Genomic DNA, 18,235 nt, shown 5'->3' with positions numbered 1-18,235 from the left:
CCTTGGCGATTTCGATTTGCTGCTGTTTGCCGATACCCAATGTTCCTGTGATCAAATCGGGACTTACGCCGGAAAGACCAACCTGTGCCAGCCATTTCTCCGATTCCTTGTAGACGAAATCCCAGTTGATAATGCCCGCCTTGGCCGGTTCGTTGCCCAGAAACAGGTTTTCGGCAATCGACAAATATTTGACGAGCGCCAACTCCTGATAAATAATGGCAATCCCGGCGCGCTCCGCATCGCTGATGCCCGAGAAGCGCTTTTCTTCATTGCCGACGAGAATTTGCCCCTCGTACGTGCCATAAGGATAAAGCCCGCTCAATACTTTCATCAGCGTGGATTTCCCCGCGCCGTTTTCACCGCAGAGCGCGTGCACTTCCCCTTTTTTCACCTTGAAGGTGACGTTGTCGAGGGCTTTCACGCCGGGAAACTCTTTTGTAATGTTCCTCATTTCCAGGGCAATGGTCATCGTTTCCTCTCTCCTCAAATTGTAAGGGAAGCAGGCGAAACGGATCCCCCACTTCCCTTCGATCAGCGCGTCATTTTTTAGTGCATTATTTTTTTACGTTCTTGTAAACTTCTTCTTTCGCGTGGAAACCGTCAGCGATGATGGTTGCGTCCATATTGTTTTTATCGACGGAGATCGGTTCAAGCAAGACGGACGGTACGTCGATTTTTCCGTTGTTTACTGTCTGGTTGGCTTCCACATCTTCGCCTTTTGCCAATTTCACAGCCAATTCCGCCGATTTTTCGGCAATAGCCTTGATCGGTTTGTACACCGTCATCGTTTGCGTTCCTTCAACAATGCGTTGGCATGCCGCCAATTCCGCATCTTGCCCGGATACCGGAATTTTTCCGGCGAGATTTTGCGCCGCAAGAGCCTGGATCACTCCGCCCGCGGTGCCGTCGTTAGCGGCGACAACAGCCGCAATGTCGTTATTGTTGGCGGTCAGGGCGTTTTCCATATTGGCCAGCGCGTTGGCCGGATTCCATTCTTTCGTCCATTGATCGTAGACAACTTTAATGTCGCCTTTATCAATCAGCGGCTGCAAAACCTCGAACGCGCCTTTCTTGAACAGGTGGGCGTTGTTGTCGCCGTCGTCGCCGCCGATGTATACATAGTTGCCTTTCGGAGCCAGTTTGGTGATGGCTTCGGCCTGCATACGGCCGACTTTCTCATTATCGAAGGAAACGTACAGGTCCACATCGGAATTTTTGATCAAGCGATCGTAAGACAGCACTTTGATTCCGGCCGCATGGGCTTTTTCCACGATCGCGGCCGACGCTTCCGCGTTATGCGGAACGACGACAAGCACGTCTACGCCCTGGCTGATCAAGTTTTCCGCTTGCGAAATTTGTTTTGCGTCATCGCTGTTGGCGGATTGCACGTTTACTTCCGCGCCCAGCTTTTCCGCCGCCGCCACAAACAGGTCGCGGTCTTTTTGCCAACGCTCTTCTTCCAGCGTATCCATCGAGAAACCGATTACAATCTTGTCGTCTTTCTTGGCCACATCGCCGGAATTCGCGCTTTCTTCCGTTTTGGCATTCGCGCCCTCATCATTGTTCGCTGTCGTTTTCCCGCCTGTCGAACAGGCTGCCATCGACAAAACGAAGGCTAACATGAGTGCAATGACCCCGCACTTTTGCAACCAGCTTTTCATCCTTTCAACCTCACCCTTCTTTTTTTGATTTTTTGTAACTGCTTACATTTCAACTATAACAAGCGCAGGGACGGTATTGACCGGCGGATTTCTGCACTCTTTTGTGATGATCTGCATTTTTTTACGCCGGGTTTATCCTCCCACGCGAAATTGTTCCACCAGTTTGTTCAACTGATCGGCTTTGTTCGCCAAATCGCTGGCCAGGCCCAAAATCACATGCGTATTGCCCAACTGTTCTTCGGCCGACGCGGAAACTTGCTGGCTTGCTCCTGATTGTTCGCCGGTGAGGACATTGATCGACGCAAACACCTCCACTACCTCGTTTACCGTGCTCATCATCTTTTCCGCCGCTTCTTTCGTTTTCTCGCCGTTATCCATCACAGTCTGATTGTCATGATGAATTTCATCAAATGTTGCCAACATGAGCTCAATTTGTTCCCGTCCTTTCATAATGTTATTCGTGTTCACCGACGATTGCGCGTTCACTTGCTGCACGCCCGTTTGGATTTCTGCCAGCAAGTTGACGATATGCTGCGAGGATTCCTTGGTATCGTTCGACAGTTTGCGAACTTCATTCGCGACAACGGCAAACCCCTTCCCGAATGTTCCGGCGCGGGCCGCTTCGATTCCGGCGTTTAACGCCAAAATATTCGTCTTTTCGGAAATTTTCTTGATGACTTTATTGATTTCCTCAATTTTTTCAAGAGACTTTTGCAGATGGTTGAGCGTTTCATTCGTTACCTGATTTTGTTCCCCGATGTTTTGCATCTGCTCAAGGATTGCGGCAATCTGCATATTCCCGTTCTTGATTTTACTGTTCGCCAGATTGGCCAATTGGAATGTCTGCTTTGCATACTCCGTCATCCGGTCCAGATTTTGCGCGTATGTTTCGATCATTTGTCTTGTCGTTTCGGTTTTCTCGGATTGCACGATCGCTTTGTCGCTAATATCGGCAATCGCATTGGTTATTTCCTCCGTAGCGCAGGACAGCTGAATGCAATTGTCTTTAATTTTGCATGTCGATTGCGTAAAATCGACTGCGGACGCGCGAATCTTGACAACCATTTTCTCGATTGTATCCAGCACGTTATTCACATTATCGGCCACCGCCTGAATCTCGTCTCCTGTCTGCAAGATTACACGACGTTGCAAATCGCCTTTGGCTTCCGCCAAATCCCGCAAAATTTCGTTTATTTTACGGATCGGCCTGATGATTGAACGGCTTGTCCAATACGATAACAGAATGGAAAAGAGCAAAACAAGGACCATCGCCATCACGATAATCCGGTTGCCGCGCGCATAATCGGACTGGTTTTGCTCCGCCGCTCTGCTTGCTTCCTGCTCACTGATCGCAATCAATTTATCCAGGCTTTGATTGATTCCGGCAAAAAATCGCGCCGTCGTGTCGTCATACAACAATTGGGCGCCGGAAGTTTCTCCCGATTTCGCCAAATTCACCAGATCGTTATGTGTTTTTTGATAAGCGGCGAAATCCATGCCGAAATTTTTCGCCAATTGCTTGCCTTCCGAGGATTTCGACTTTTGCACATACTCATCGACATTTTTCTTCAACTCTTCGTTTAGCGCAAGCATGCTTTTCTCTATGGAATCGTCCCGCGGATTTTTGATGATTTCGCCTTCCAGCGTGCGGAATTCCGTGACGCCAAGCTTGATCCGATACGCGTTGGAAACGCTCGGCATCCAGTTTTCGGTTATCATTTGCGTTTGCAAGTTGACCCCATGCATGGTGTTTAACGAGAATACGCCTATGCCCAGCAAAAACAAACAAAGCACGCCAAAGCCGGCTATTAACCGGGTGGAAACGGTCCACTTCAGCCTCATCGGGCAATCCCCCCCTATGGTTTGATTTATGTAAGTGCTTTCAAAAAAGATGATAACACTGCGGAAATAAAAAAACAGATGAAGCAGCTTTCATTTTCTGCTATCATCTGTATTTTTTTACGATCAAGCGGGCTATTTTGGTATTTCTTCATCTGCGCAATGACATTTTTCGATATTCGGTAGGCGAGACGCCGCAAACTTTTTTAAATACCCTGCTGAAATAATTCGGGTCGTTATACCCGATCTGATAAGTAATTTCTTTTAAACTCAATTCGGAGTTCGCAAGCAGATTTTTTGCCTTTTCGATTCGCGATTCGGTCAGAAAATCGATATAATTGATGCCGATTTGCTCTTTGAATATCTTGCTTATGTAAAAAGGGCTTAAGCCAAACCGTTCCGCAATCGCTTCCAACGAAACATCCCGATCCGCGTGTTCGATAATAAACCGCTTGATTTGCTGCGTAACGTCCGGCTCCACCCGGTTTTTTAAAGCATCGGTCGCGCTTGTCAGTTTCGCGATAATTCCCTGCAATTCCGCCGATAATTGCTGATAGTTTTGCGCCTGATAGGACAAAAGCGGCATTTCCACTTCAAAGCCCAGGTCATGAAGCAGCCGGAAAATCATGAGCAGCGCTTCCAGCAACCTTTGCTGGGCTTCAACCAGGTTGACGCCCGTCTTTTCAAAATGCTCCAGTAATTGGCGCAACGCCTGATGAACCGATTGCCAATCTCCCAATCTGACATAGTCGATCGCCTTTTTCTTAAGCTCCAGCGCGATTTGGCGCAATTGCGCCGAATTCACCTGCAAATCGGCAAAAAACAAATGCCGTGCGGGCAAAGAACGATCGATGGCAGACAGCAACGCTTCGTGATAAGATTTCGCCACCTGGTCAATCGATTGGCATTTGTCGCCGATCCCGATAAAAAATTCATACTGCGGATATTGCCGGGCTGCTGACAACATGTCCCGAATCAAGACAGAAATTTGCGAACGGAACGATTTTTCCTTTTCCAAAAAAATGATCGCGGGTATCTGGCTTCCCGACATAGCCCCGACCCAGCCCTTGGTTTTGTTGTGCAGCAAGTTTTTCATGGCGCAATACATTTCATTTGCGACACTTTTGTCAACATGATTTTGTTTGGCGGCGACAAACAACACGATAACCACCAGTTCGCTCTTCCAATCGGCGCCGATCAGCTGCATCATTTCAACCACATGCATCTCATGCACCTGATCGTATAGCAATTGCGCCACCAGATCGGTTTCCACAATCGGCAACAGCTTTTGCAACTGTAATTGCTGGGTGATTGTCGCTTTTTTGGCCATCCTTTCTTTTTTGATTTGCGCCATCACTTTGGTCAATGTGCCAACAATTTCCTCTATGCTGCTCGGTTTCAGCAAATAATCGTTTACGCCCAACCGCAAGGCCGTTCTGGCATATTCAAATTGATCGAATGCCGAGACGATAATAAATTTGACCTCGGGACATGATTGCTGGATTGCGCTTACCGCTTCCAAACCGTCAATGCCCGGCATTCTGATATCCATCAAAATCAGATCCGGTTTGGTTTCCGCCGCGTACTGGATTGCCTTGCGGCCATTTTCCGCCAACCCGACAATCTCCGCATCCGCAAACGAGTCGAGAATGATTTTTTTCATGGAAACCCTCTCCAGTTCCTCATCATCCGCGATCAATATTTTCACCTTGTTCCCTCCTAGTCTTCGGCAAACGCAATGTAATGCAGGTTCCTTGCCCAACCGCGCTGGCAATATCCACTACGTCTTGAGTGTCATAAAACAGCCTGAGCCGCCTGATCACGTTATGGATGCCGATTCCGGTCGAGTGCCCTCTGTATTTTTCCGTGGGATCGCCTTGCTGAATCGCCTTTATTTTTTCCTCGCTCATGCCCAGGCCGTTATCCCGAACCGCAATCGTGACAAAGTCGGAGTGATCTTTAATTCGTATATCCAGCATTCCTTGCGATTCCAGCGGCTCCAGGCCGTGGATGAAGGCATTTTCCACAAATGGTTGCAAAGTAAGGCTGGGCAATTGGAAATCCAGGCAACTTTCATCCGCTTCAATCGTGTATTGGATTCGGTCGGTAAATCTCTCCTTCTGAATCGTAAGATATTCCTTCAAACAGCCGAGTTCGTCCCTAATCGTTACAGATCGGTCCAACCTGCTCAAGTTATAGCGCAACAGGGCGGAAACCGAATTGATCAGGACGCTTGTTTCTTGCGCGCCTTGCAAATATGCCTTCTTGGATATTGTATTTAATGTGTTGAACAAAAAGTGCGGATTGATTTGGCTTTGCAAGCTCTTCAATTCGCTTTCTTTCAAAAGCAATTTGTATTCCTGCAGATCCCGCTCAATTTGCGCCTTCGCGCGAATTTCGGCGATCAGATTGTGAATATTGATGCGCATCCGATTGAATGTTCTGGCCAGAAAAGCAATCTCATCCTTGCTGTTAATTTCGATGTCGTTGTCAAAGTTTCCGCGCGACAATTCTCTTGCTGCCTGTGTAAGCGCCAAAATCGGGCGGGTAATTTTGCGGGAAATGCGATAGGACAACAACAGCAGCAAAAAGCTGGCAAAAGCCAACGTCCATAGCCCCATTTTATTCAAATCGTTGCTTTTTTCAATCATGGCGCGATAGAAATGGTTATAGGTCATCAATTCCTCATTCAGCAGGGTTAATGTCGTATTCGCGATAAAATCGGAGATCATGAGCGCCTCGTCGTAATGATCGGATACTTCATCCAGACGCCCCCCCTTGAATGAAACAATAGCCAGATCCACCTCGGCAATTTGGCTGTCGATCATGTTTTGGTAATCGGTCAAAGTCAACCGGTTGGAGTTGTTGCGCAGCGACACCAACCGCTCCTTAAAAGAGCGCAACTGGTCCCTCGCGAACTTCAGATTGCTTTCCGCCGCCGCATTCGGATTCTCAAGGTAAAGATTCAGCTCATCCATCGTTTGCTGGCTAAGTTGCGGGATTTGATTCATCAATAAATAGCGATGCAGAATATGATTGTAATTCTCGATCGATTTCCGGTTGTTGAAACTCATGAATAGCCAGATTCCCGCCATGATAAGCCAGACGCTCAATGATAACCATAAAATTTTCTTTTGAATTGTGTTCATTGGCCGCCCTTTTCCTTAATGGATTTTATCGGGATAAAATAATGATTATTTAAGGGAAGATCAATGTTATTCAGCCAACGGTGCATCAGTTCCAAAGCTGTTTGTCCGATTTTTTCCGGCTGATGAACAAGCGTCGCCTGAATAACGCCGTCTTCGACAAGCTGCAAAATATCCGGAGAATCGTCGAACGTATAGATGGAAAAAGAGCCTGTTTGCGCCCTGTCGACTATCGCCTTTTGAATGCCTACTCCCGCCTCGGATGTCAATCCGACAATAACTTGCACATCGGGGTGCTTGTTCAAAAGATTGATCGTTTCTTGTTTGGCGGCGTCGATCTCGCTTTCCGCGGGTATTGCCTCATAAATCGCGATTTTGGAATCCTGCGCAAGCTCGTCCGTCAAGCCTTTTTGCCGCCCTATTTGCGAACTGGTCAGCTGATGGCCGGCCACAACACCGACAACCCGTTTGCCATGCAAATGTTCGCGAATATAGTTGCCGATAATATGACCTTCATTCAAGGCATCCGGCCCCACAAAGGTTCGCCGCAGGCTGGACGGCGCATCCGTGATCACGGTAAACACCGGTATCCCTTTTTCCAGGGCATGGGAAACCCTTTGGTTGAATTGCGGCGAATCCAGCCCCTGCACAATGATGCCGTCAACTTTTGCCGCCACGGCCATATCCATGCTTTTTAACAACTCGTCGGAATTGGGGCGATTTGTTCCCAGCGACTCAATTTCCATATTGTATTTTTGGGCGACCGCCTGGCTGCCTGCCAATACCTGTTTCCAGCGGGAACTGTTGATTTCCGTCGAAATCAGTGCGATTCTTGCCCAATCTACATCTTCTGTTTGCGGAGTTTCCGCAATGGAAGCCGGTTGTCGCAGCACTTTAAAGGAGTAATACGCCGAAAAAAAGAAGGTGATCGCGCAACATGCCGCCAATAGCCAAATGGCAATTTTATTCATGTCTTGTCCTTTCCCGCCAATTGTTGCGACCAATTGGGAATTTAAAAAAAAAACCACCCATGGGTGGTTGCACGATTGCGTGCACATTTTCGGATAGGAGTGGAGAGAAACCATACTGTATCTTTATTATATTGTATACGCTTTCATTATGTCAATAAAAAAATCAAAGCGATTTTCCCAGCAGAATGGCCCGCATAATTTGCGCGGCGGTTTGGCGTATATTTTGTTTTGCCGCAGCAATCGCCTGTTCCAAAGGTATCGGCGCGGGCGTAACGGAGATTACGACATCCACCCCGCGTTCATGCAACAATTTCACGTCGGCGCCGACGCTCCCCGAAAGGCAAACTACCGGTTTTCCGAACTTCTTCGCGGCGGCGGCAATGCCAACAGGCGCTTTGCCGAAAACGGTCTGCCGATCCGTCTTGCCTTCGCCGGTAAAAACGATATCGGCCATGGCAACTTTTTCCGCAAACCTGGTCAATCCGAGCAGGATATCCAACCCGCTTGCAATTTTGGCCGATAAAAACGCCAGCAACCCGGCGCCAAGCCCTCCGGCGGCACCGGCTCCGCTAACTTCCGCGATATCTTTGGCCAAATCGCGTTTGATGACGGCGGCATAATGCGCCAGATTGCGGTCCAATAGCGCCGCCATTTCCTTCGTTGCGCCTTTTTGCGGCGCAAAAACAGCCGAAGCGCCGTATTCGCCGCATAACGGATTTGTTACGTCGCTTGCGGCAATGAATTCGCATTCGCGAATTTCCGGCAGCATCGCATCCGTCTCAATGCGGCGCAATTCGCCTAACGCGCCGCCGCCAAATGGCAGCGGCTTGCCCGCAGCGTCGAGCAAACGGGCGCCGAGCGCCGCGGCCATCCCTGCGCCGCCGTCATTGGTCGCGCTGCCGCCCAAACCGATGATCAGCTTGCGGCAGCCCCGCTTGATAGCGTCGCGGATTAACTCGCCGACGCCGTAAGTCGTGGCGACAAGCGGATTCAATTGCCGCGCGGGCACCAGCGGCAAACCGGCGGCGGCAGCCATTTCAATGACGGCGGTTGTCCGATCCGGTAAAATGCCATAGAAAGAACGTTGCGGCAATCCGAGCGGACCGGTTACCGTTAATTCCACTTTTTGTCCGCCGACAGCCCGCAATACCGCTTCCACGGTTCCTTCGCCGCCATCCGCCAGCGGAATTTTCCAAATGATCGCATCGCTTTGCGCATCGCGGATTCCCGCTTCCATCGCATCCGCCACTTCAAACGCCGTCAAACAACCTTTATACGAATCGGGGGCAACGATTATTTTCATCGCTTGATCCTTCATCATCCGCTTAGTAATGCACATTGCAGCCCATTTGTTTGATCAGCTCCGCCGCTTTTGCCATATCTTCCTCTTCGCGGAACGTCAGGCGCAATGCGCCGGGCACATCCAGGCGACTCTCCATAATCTGGATATTGCTTAAATTGATTTTGTGATCGCCCAAATGCGACGCAATTTTCCCGATGATGCCCGGTTGGTCGGGGACTTCCACATAAATATCGAACATGGCGGTAAGAACGCCCTTGCGGCGCTCCGGGAGTTCGCTGCGGAACCGGTTCGCCGCGACAAATTCGCGCTCGATCCCCGCTCCGTCATTTTCCTCGATCAGCTTCATAAAGCGGTTTATTTCATCATTCCATTCGTGGAGCAGCTTTAGCACCACATCGCGATTGCTTGCCAAAATATCGCGCCAAATAATCGGATCGCTGGATGCGATGCGGGTCAAATCGCGAAATCCTCCGGCCGCGAGCGTGCTGTACAAATGGTTCCGCCGGTCATGCCCGGCAACCAAATTGACCAGCGCGACGGCGATAATATGCGGCAAATGGCTGATTGCACCGACTATGCTGTCATGCATGTCGGCATTCATGCGCACGATTTGCGCCTTCGTAAGCGCAAGCAACTCCACAAGCTTGCCGTAAGCCGCTTCATCCGCAGAATCGCCCGGCGTTAACACGTAATAAGCGTTCTCAAACAAATAAGAGCTCGCCGCTTCAATGCCGGATTTTTCCTTGCCGGCCATCGGATGCCCGCCGATAAACCGGACGCCGGGACGCAGGCATGTTTGCGCGCACGCCATGATGGCCTGTTTCGTGCTGCCGACATCCGTGATAATGCATCCTTCTTTTAGCGGAAGCCGGTTGAGCCGGACCAAATAATCTTCCAGATTGCCTACCGGCACGCAGAGAAAAATCACGTCGGCAGCGACCGCCGCCGCTTCGAAAGACGTTGTCGCCTCATCCACGACTTCCCGCTTCAGCATTTTTTCCACGGAAGACTGCCGGGGCGAGTGGCCGACCACATGCAAACCCGGCTTGTTTTTAAAGCAAAGGGCGAGGGAGCCGCCGATCAATCCGACACCGAAAATGGCTATTCTCATAGATCACCGCTCATTTAGCCGCCGCTTCGGCAAGCGCGGCTACTTCCGCCAATGCCGCTTCGAGCGCGCGGATAAATTTGACGTTTTGCTCGTGCGTGCCGACCGTCACCCTTAATTTTGTCGGGAAGTCCAGATGATGTCCGCCGCGCACGATGATTCCTTTGCGCAGCAATGCGTTGAACACAAGCTCCGCGGAGCGAAACGTTTCAACCATAATGAAATTGCCGTATGCCGGAAAGGTCGGCAAACCCAGGCGGGCAAATTCCGCGTTTAAAAACTTCATTTCCCGCAAATTCTTTTGTTTGCATTCGGCCACAAATTCCTGGTCGGCAAATGCCGCAAGGGCGGCTTTTTGCGCATAACGCGTCGTATTAAACGGCTCCCGCACCTGATTGACAACACGAATCACATCGGGGTGGCCGATGCCGTAGCCGATGCGCAACGAGGCTAAACCGTAGATTTTCGAAAAAGTTTTCAACAGGATAATATTTGGATATCGTTTCATCAGCGCGAGCGAATCGGGAAACGACGGATCGTCCACATATTCGGCGTAAGCTTCGTCAAGAACAACCAGAACATTTTGCGGAACACGCGACATAAAATCTTCGATTTCTTTGCCTGTGGTCATGGTGCCTGTCGGATTGTTCGGGTTGCATATCCAGACAATTTTGGTTTTGTCCGTTACTTTCGCCAGCATGCCGTTCAAGTCATGCTTGCCGTCAACCAACGGAACCTCGATGCAAACCGCCCCTTCAACCAGGGCGTTGTGCTTGTATTGCGGGAACGTGTGCGACGCCATGATCGTTTCATCCCCCGGCAGGAAATAGGCGCGCGCGATCATCATGATGACATCGTCGGAGCCTGCGCCAAAAATAATCTGCTCGGGCTTTACGTGAAGCGCCGCCGCAATCGCCGCCGTCAGTTCGGTACTGCCGCCGTCCGGATACAAATGAGTTTCGTCAAGCATGCCGGCAATCGCCTCTTTCGCTTTTGCCGAACAGCCGTACGGGTTTTCATTGGAAGCCAGTTTGATGACTTCGTTAAGCCCAAGTTCCCTTTTCACTTCTTCCATCGGTTTCCCCGGCTTGTATACGGGTAGCTGCAAAATATGACGCTTGCAATTCTCCACTGCCGTTCACCTCGAATAGCCGGGCAACGATCCGGCCGTTTTACAAAATATCATACCATAAAAACCAAAAGTCCGGTGAATATTTGTATTTCTCGTCCAAAACCATGACGCGCTTCACGCCTTCAACCCGGCGACGAATTCGCCGATTTGCCGCAGGCCCGCCGCTCTTGTTTCCGCGGATGATAAAAGCGGCAACACTTCTTCGATTTTGCGCACAATCGCGCTGCCGACGATCACGCCGTCGCAAATGCCCGCAAACCGGCGGAAATGCTCGTTGGTTGAAATGCCGAAACCGATGGCGACCGGAGCCAGGGCGGCGCTTTTTACCGTGCCGATAAATTCCTCGATGTCCGCGGCAAACGTCGAGCGCATGCCGGTTACGCCAAGCGAGGAAACGCAATATACGAATCCGGAAGCGTTGGCGGCAATGTTTTGCACGCGGTCTTTGGAGGTCGGCGCGACAAGCGGAATCAAATGCATGCCGTGCTCCTTTGCTTTGCGCCGCATTTCGCCGGCTTCTTCCGGCGGCAAATCGGGGATGATAAAGCCGCTTATGCCGTTTTCCGCGGCATACCGGAAAAGGCGCGCAAAACCAAGCTGCAGAACGGGATTGTAATAGGAAAACAGGATAAACGGGATGTTGACGCCCGCCGCTCTTGCCGCGCCCGCCGTGCGCAGGCAGTCGATGATCGTAACATGTTGCGCTAGCGCCCTTTGCGACGCCCGCTGAATCACGGGTCCGTCTGCTAACGGATCGGAATACGGCACGCCCAATTCAAGCATATCGGCGCCCGCCAGTTCCAATTGTTTGATGATGTCCACCGTGGTTGCCAGATCGGGATCGCCGACCGTCAAAAACGGAATGAGCGCGGTGCGGTTTTCTTTTTGCAAACGGGAAAAGGCAGCGTCAATCGCATTGCCGTCCGGTTTCGTCATTGTGCCGCCCCTCCCGCATATTCCATAATCGAGGCGACGTCTTTATCGCCGCGGCCCGATAAGCTGACGACGATCAAGTCGTCCTTGCCAAGCTGCGGCGCGAGCTTCAACACATGCGCAATCGCATGCGCGCTTTCGAGCGCCGGTATGATGCCTTCGGTGCGGGAAAGCTCCCGCAGCGCGGCCAGCGCTTCCTGATCCGTGGCGGGAACGTATTCCGCACGCTGCGTGTCCCGCAAATAAGCGTGCTCCGGCCCGATGCCGGGGTAATCAAGCCCTGCGGAGATGGAATGCGCGGGCAGCACTTGCCCGTATTCGTCTTGCAGCAAATAGCTGTAGGATCCCTGGAAAACGCCCGGGCTGCCTTTTGTCATCGTTGCGGCATGCCGGTTCGTATCAATGCCTTCGCCCGCTGCCTCCACGCCGATCAATCTGACCCCTTGATCGTGGATAAACGGATAAAAAGCCCCGATCGCATTGCTGCCGCCGCCGACACAAGCGACAACCGCAGTCGGCAGTTTGCCCTCCGCCGCCAAAATTTGCGCGCGCGCCTCGTCGCCGATAATGCGCTGAAAATCCCGGACCATTACCGGATACGGATGCGGGCCGGCTGCCGAACCGAAAATATAGTAGGTATCGTCCACATGGCTTACCCAATAGCGCAGCGCCTCGTTGCAGGCATCCTTGAGCGTTCTGGTGCCGGAAGTAACCGGAATGACCTCGCTGCCCAGCAAATTCATCCGGAATACATTCAACCGTTGGCGTTTCGTATCTTCCTCACCCATAAATACTTTGCATTCGAAGCCCATTAATGCGGCGACCGTCGCCGTCGCCACGCCATGCTGCCCGGCGCCCGTTTCGGCGATCACCTTTTTTTTGCCCATGCGTTTGGCGAGCAAAGCCTGTCCGATCGCGTTATTGATTTTATGCGCGCCGGTATGGTTCAAATCTTCGCGCTTCAAATAAATTTTCGCGCCGCCCAACTTTCGCGTCAGCCGCTCAGCGAAATAAAGCGGAGTCGGTCGCCCGGAATATTGCTTGAGCAATTCTGCCGCTTCGCGTTGAAAGCTCTCGTCTTTCGTATAGCGCTTATATGCTTCTTCCAATTCAAGCAGCGCGTTCATCAACGTTTCCGGCACGTACCTGCCGCCAAATTTGCCGAATCTGCCGTGCTCATCCGGAACTTGCGTCATGATTTCTCACCCTCTCTACGAATTGCCGAATCTTTGCGCCATCCTTTTCTCCATCCGTTTCGACGCCGCTCGAAACATCGACGCCATGAATATCATATTGGGAAAGCAATCGGCCAACATTTTCCGCCGTCAGGCCGCCGGCGATGATCAGCGGAACGCCGATTTTTTCCGCGACCCGCAAATAATCCGGAATTATATCCCAGCCAAACGCCTTGCCGGTGCCCCCGCCTATGACGGGATCGTACGTATCGATGAACGCTCCGTCGATTACGCCTTGATAGGGAAGCATTCGGTCCGCCGCGTTTTTGCCTTTCTCCGCGTTCTTTACGGAAAACACTTTATAAGTTTTCACGCCAAAACGATTCCGCACTTCGCGGCAAAATTCCGGCGATTCCGTACCGTGTAATTGTACCGCATGAAGCGGGGCGATGGAAAGCACATGCGCAAGATCGGCAAGCCCCGGGTTGACAAAAACACCGAACGCTTGCGGGGGACAGACGTTTTCCCTTGCCATAGCTAGCAGCTCCCGGACAAGCTCCGGGCTCACCTGGCGCCGGCTTTTGGCGAACACGAAACCAATCTGGTCAACGGATAGCGCGCAAACGCTTTGCACGATTTCCCGCGTGCGCAGCCCGCATATTTTGACCGTCGTCCGCGCCATGCTCATTCCGCTCCTTTTGCCGCCTTCGCGTCCATCAATTCATGCACCGCCAGTTCGATATCATCCTGCCGCATCAGATGTTCGCCCACCAGCACGGCGTCTACGCCGAATTGCAGGAGCCGGTTGATATCGGCGTTACCGGAAATGCCGCTTTCGCTTATGATCGCCTTATCTTTGGGAATATGCCGGATCAATTGCTCCGTCGTGGCCAGGTCGGTGACGAAGGTGCGCAAATCGCGGTTGTTTATGCCGACCAAATCGGCTCCCACGCTTAACGCGCGTTCCAATTCGGGCAGGTCGTGCACCTCGACGAGCGCGTCAAGGCCAAGCGCATGGGCGATATCCAGAAACTCCCGCAGCTGATCATCCGTCAATATCGCCACGATCAACAGCACCGCGTCCGCTCCGAGCAACCGGGCTTCGTAAATTTGGCGCATGTCGATCGTGAAGTCCTTGCGCAAAATCGGCAGATCGACCGCTTTTCTAACCAGTTGCAAATATGCGTTGGCCCCCTGAAAATATGGTTCGTCCGTCAATACGGACAAGCAATCGGCTTTTGCTTGCGCATACGCGCGGGCAATGGCCGCCGGGTCGAAATCGGCGCGAATCAAACCCTTCGACGGCGAAGCTTTTTTCACTTCGGCAATCAGGCCCATCGGGCGATTTTTTTCGGCGACAAGCGCCCGGCGAAATCCCCGGCAGGCCGGCAGGGCGGCGATTTCCCGTTCCGCTTTGGCCACGGAAAAATGCTCTTTCAGCCGTTCCACTTCCTGCTGTTTCGTTGCAACGATGCGGTCAAGAAACATGGCTGATCTCTCCTGTAAAATGAACCAGATCATCCAGTTTGGCCAGCGCTTTGCCGGAATCGATAATCTCCTCCGCCAATTTTACCCCTTCCGGCAAATTCCGGCACTTTTCCGCGATATACAGGCAAGCCGCGGAATTGGCGACAACGATATCCCGGTGCGCGCCTTTCTCGCCTTGGAAAATGCCGCGGATAATCGCCGCGTTTTCCGCGGCGGAACCGCCAGCCACCGCCGCAAGCGGATAGCTGTTTAACCCCAGTTCGGCAGGCGAAATGTCAAACGTGCGAATTTCGCCATTTCGCAGTTCGGTAATTTGCGTCGGCGCGGAAATACTGATTTCATCCAGTCCGTCGTGGCTTGAAACGACAAATCCGCGTTTGATTTTTAACTGATGCAAAACTTTGGCGACAATTTCCGTTTTCGTCCGGTCGAACACGCCCAACAATTGCCTGTCCGCATTCGCCGGATTCGTAAGCGGCCCGAGAATATTGAAAACGGTCCGCACGCCCAGCTCCCGGCGCGGCGCGGCGGCAAATTTAAGCGATTGATGGTAATATTGCGCGAACATGAAGCAAATCCCCACTTTCGCCAAACATTCCGCGGCTTGCGTATGCGTCAACCCGATGTTGACGCCGAGCGCTTCCAGCACGTCGGCGCTGCCGCTTTTGCTGGACATGGCGCGGTTGCCGTGTTTGGCGACGCGGATGCCCGCGGCGGACGCCACAATCGCCGATGCGGTCGAGATGTTAAACGTCTTGGCGCCGTCGCCGCCGGTGCCGCAAGTGTCCAGCAAGCAGGAATTCTCCGTATCCACGCGGTAGGCCTTGCTGCGCATCGCTTCGGCCAATCCGGCGATTTCGTCAATCGTCTCCACTTTCATCATGAGAGCGGTGGCGATGCAGCCGATTTGCGCCGGCGTCGCATTTCCCTCCATAATTTCCAGCATCATATCTTTCGCTTGATCCCGGGTCAAATCCTGGAATTTGACCAATTTGGCAATCGCCTGTTGAATGGTCAATCGCTTCGACTCCATATTTTCAACCTCCCGTTTTTAGGTTCGGTGCATGTTTAGCGCACGGATTGCGCCGGAAAAAAATAATCCTGGTTGATCACGTTTTCGCCCGGCGGTTCTACGCCGCCGAACATTTCTTCGGCAATGCGGATCGATTTCAAAAGCGCTTTGGCTTTATTTACCGTTTCCTGGTATTCCTTTTCCGCCACCGAATCAAACACGATGCCCGCGCCTGCCTGCACATACGCTTTGCCGCGCTTGAAAATGATCGTCCGGATGGTGATGCAGGTGTCCATATTGCCGGAAAAGCCCAAATACCCGATTGCTCCCGCATACGCCCCTCGCGCTTCGTTTTCCAGCTCGGCGATGATTTCCATCGCTCGCAGTTTCGGCGCGCCGGATACGGTGCCTGCCGGCAGACAGGATATGAACGCATCGAAAAAGTCTTTGTCGCCGCGCAGCTTGCCCGATACGTTGGAAACGATATGCATCACATGCGAATAACGTTCGATTTGCATGTACGAATCGCATTTTACCGTTCCGAACCGGGCGACGCGCCCGATATCGTTGCGCCCCAGGTCAACCAGCATGACATGCTCGGCGCGTTCTTTTTCATCCGCAAGCAAATCTTGCTCCAACGCCGCATCTTCTTCCGCCGTCTTGCCGCGCGGCCTTGTTCCGGCAATGGGGCGCGTCTCCACACGGTCGCCGTTTACTTTCACAAGCGGTTCCGGCGATGTGCCGACAATGACTTCGTCGTCAAGCTTCAACACATACATATACGGGGACGGATTCATGATCCTGAGCACCCGGTACACATCGAGCGGCGAAACATCCGTGCGGATTGCAAACCGCTGCGACAACACGACCTGGAATATATCGCCGGCGCGGATATACTCCTTGGCTTTTTCAACGTTGTCGATGAATTGTTCTTTCGTCACATTGGAAGCGATATCCGCCACATCCGGCTCGGTTGCGGTTAAAAACCGGTTTGCCCGCCCCGCAACCGGCAGCGGCTGCTCCAGGCGCTCCGCCAATTCCTCGATCCTCCGGCAGGCCGCCGCGTATTCCCTGGCAATGTCAACGTCCGTGGCTTGCGGGCGAATATGCACATTGGCGACGATTTTGACCTGCTGCTCCAAATGGTCGAACACGATCAGCCGGTCGCAAAACATGAAATGGATGTCATCCATCTGCAAGTCGTCAAAACGGTGCGCCGGCAGTTTCTCATAATATTGCAGGAGGTCGTATCCGAAAAATCCGATGGCGCCGCCGGTAAACGGCGGCAAATCGGCAATGGGCGGGCTCGAGTAGGAGCGCAAATAAGCTTTCAGCGTGCCAATCGGATCGCCCTCGCAGGTGACGGTGTTTCCTTCCGCTTCGATGGCCAGTTTGCCCTTTTTGCCTCTGATCAGCATAAACGGGTCGGTGCCGATAAACGAATATCGGGCCCATTTCGCTCCGCCCTCAACACTTTCCAGCAAAAACGCGCGTTTTTCTCCGTAAAACCGTTGAAACATCCGGATCGGCGTTTCCGTATCGGCCATCAAGCGGCGCACGATCGGAACAAGATTGAACTGCCCGGATAACCGGATCACTTCCTGCAGGCTGGGTGAGGTCATGGCTCATCTCTCCTTTTTTTCCCAATTAAAAAACCTCTACCGCAAAGTAGAGGCGCAAGTTTTGAGTATATGGCAAGGACAAGACCAGCCGCAAACAAAAATGGACCGGTTTCTATGCACTTTTTCCTCGCTCAACTCGGCTCTTCTTCCTCAACTCTGCTCTGCTTCGGAATCAGCTGATTGATTCCTTTCACTACACTATACACAACATATGCCGCTTACGTCAAGATGCCGCGATCATGGGCGCTTGCGCGCGAGTTTGGCTAGCGATTTCTATTTGTTGCCAGACGCTCCACCTTTTGGTAATGGAGTGCGAAAACGCGTTGAATGGCGCGGGCGTGGCCCTTGGCCTCTTGACAAACGGTCGCGCGTGTTGCCGGTAAAGGCCACGCGGGCGGATCAAGGAGCAGCAGGCGGAATAGCGCATAGGCTGGCAGCCGTTGTGCAACCGAGTTTGCATAAAAATGCCGGAAAAGTCAATAAAAATTTGACTTTTCCTGACTTACGGTAAAATATAAATGAAAAATCACATACAATTTTCTCGGAACGCGGTGTTTTGCCAAATATATTTGAAAAATCACATATATTTGGCAGGCATTTGCATATTTTACGCAAATATATGTGAAAAATCACATACATGATCTGCAAACACCGACTTTCAAAAAAATGTTTGTGAAAAATCACATATATCGGCCGCGAATCCCATATGTTTGCCTTTGCGTGATTGTGATGAGTGTTTGCGATCGCCTACAGTTTCAAATCCGGACGCAATGATTGCGCTTTGTTCAAGTATACATGCACCATTTCGCTTTGCTGTTTGTCTGTGTTCACATGGACCATCAGCC

Annotated in this window: 16 protein-coding genes; all 16 read right to left on the bottom strand. The window is 51.8% G+C overall.

What is annotated here, in order from left to right; translation table 11 throughout:
- Nucleotides 1-469, bottom strand: a 469-nt coding sequence (locus VF260_12440) for an ATP-binding cassette domain-containing protein (GenBank protein HEX7057987.1), incomplete at its 3' end; no start/stop codon positions are given.
- 85 nt (nt 470-554) lie between these two features.
- On the bottom strand, nt 555-1,661 hold the full coding sequence (gene xylF, locus VF260_12435) for a D-xylose ABC transporter substrate-binding protein (GenBank protein ID HEX7057986.1): 1,107 nt from the start codon (nt 1,659-1,661) through the stop codon (nt 555-557).
- Between the two features lie 132 nt (nt 1,662-1,793).
- On the bottom strand, nt 1,794-3,503 hold the full coding sequence (locus VF260_12430; protein HEX7057985.1) for a methyl-accepting chemotaxis protein: 1,710 nt from the start codon (nt 3,501-3,503) through the stop codon (nt 1,794-1,796).
- A 148-nt stretch (nt 3,504-3,651) separates the two neighbouring features.
- Entirely contained in the window at nt 3,652-5,208 is a 1,557-nt protein-coding gene (locus VF260_12425) for a response regulator (GenBank protein ID HEX7057984.1), read from the bottom strand.
- Entirely contained in the window at nt 5,186-6,649 is a 1,464-nt protein-coding gene (locus VF260_12420; protein ID HEX7057983.1) for a sensor histidine kinase, read from the bottom strand. The genes VF260_12425 and VF260_12420 overlap by 23 nt, the downstream gene beginning before the upstream one ends.
- A complete protein-coding gene (locus VF260_12415) occupies nt 6,646-7,617 on the bottom strand; it encodes a substrate-binding domain-containing protein (GenBank protein ID HEX7057982.1) in 972 nt (323 codons plus the stop codon). The genes VF260_12420 and VF260_12415 overlap by 4 nt, the downstream gene beginning before the upstream one ends.
- Before the next feature lie 163 nt (nt 7,618-7,780).
- Nucleotides 7,781-8,920 carry a glycerate kinase gene (locus VF260_12410; protein ID HEX7057981.1) on the bottom strand — a complete coding sequence of 380 codons (1,140 nt, stop codon included), beginning with the start codon at nt 8,918-8,920 and terminating at the stop codon, nt 7,781-7,783.
- Between the two features lie 22 nt (nt 8,921-8,942).
- Nucleotides 8,943-10,031: a prephenate dehydrogenase gene (locus tag VF260_12405; protein HEX7057980.1), complete on the bottom strand. Its 1,089-nt coding sequence runs from the start codon at nt 10,029-10,031 to the stop codon at nt 8,943-8,945.
- A gap of 10 nt (nt 10,032-10,041) precedes the next feature.
- Nucleotides 10,042-11,160, bottom strand: coding sequence for a histidinol-phosphate transaminase (gene hisC, locus VF260_12400; protein ID HEX7057979.1), 1,119 nt, complete (start codon nt 11,158-11,160; stop codon nt 10,042-10,044).
- Nucleotides 11,161-11,274: 114 nt separating this feature from the next.
- Nucleotides 11,275-12,096, bottom strand: coding sequence for a tryptophan synthase subunit alpha (gene trpA / locus VF260_12395; protein ID HEX7057978.1), 822 nt, complete (start codon nt 12,094-12,096; stop codon nt 11,275-11,277).
- Nucleotides 12,093-13,289, bottom strand: coding sequence for a tryptophan synthase subunit beta (gene trpB, locus VF260_12390; GenBank protein HEX7057977.1), 1,197 nt, complete (start codon nt 13,287-13,289; stop codon nt 12,093-12,095). Before trpB ends, trpA begins: the two co-directional genes overlap by 4 nt.
- Nucleotides 13,270-13,950 carry a phosphoribosylanthranilate isomerase gene (locus VF260_12385; protein ID HEX7057976.1) on the bottom strand — a complete coding sequence of 227 codons (681 nt, stop codon included), beginning with the start codon at nt 13,948-13,950 and terminating at the stop codon, nt 13,270-13,272. Before VF260_12385 ends, trpB begins: the two co-directional genes overlap by 20 nt.
- 2 nt (nt 13,951-13,952) lie before the next feature.
- Nucleotides 13,953-14,756, bottom strand: a complete 804-nt coding sequence (gene trpC, locus VF260_12380; protein HEX7057975.1) for an indole-3-glycerol phosphate synthase TrpC — start codon at nt 14,754-14,756, stop codon at nt 13,953-13,955.
- Nucleotides 14,746-15,789: an anthranilate phosphoribosyltransferase gene (gene trpD / locus VF260_12375; GenBank protein HEX7057974.1), complete on the bottom strand. Its 1,044-nt coding sequence runs from the start codon at nt 15,787-15,789 to the stop codon at nt 14,746-14,748. The genes trpC and trpD overlap by 11 nt, the downstream gene beginning before the upstream one ends.
- A gap of 35 nt (nt 15,790-15,824) precedes the next feature.
- A complete protein-coding gene (gene trpE / locus VF260_12370; GenBank protein HEX7057973.1) occupies nt 15,825-17,390 on the bottom strand; it encodes an anthranilate synthase component I in 1,566 nt (521 codons plus the stop codon).
- A gap of 747 nt (nt 17,391-18,137) precedes the next feature.
- A partial coding sequence (locus VF260_12365) for a chorismate mutase (GenBank protein HEX7057972.1) occupies nt 18,138-18,235 on the bottom strand: 98 nt, incomplete at its 5' end.

The organism is Bacilli bacterium (assembly GCA_036381315.1).
Classification (GTDB): Bacteria; Bacillota; Bacilli; order Paenibacillales; family KCTC-25726; genus DASVDB01.
The sequence above is the reverse complement of the archived record's forward strand: the minus strand, read 5'-3'. Positions and strand labels throughout refer to the sequence as shown.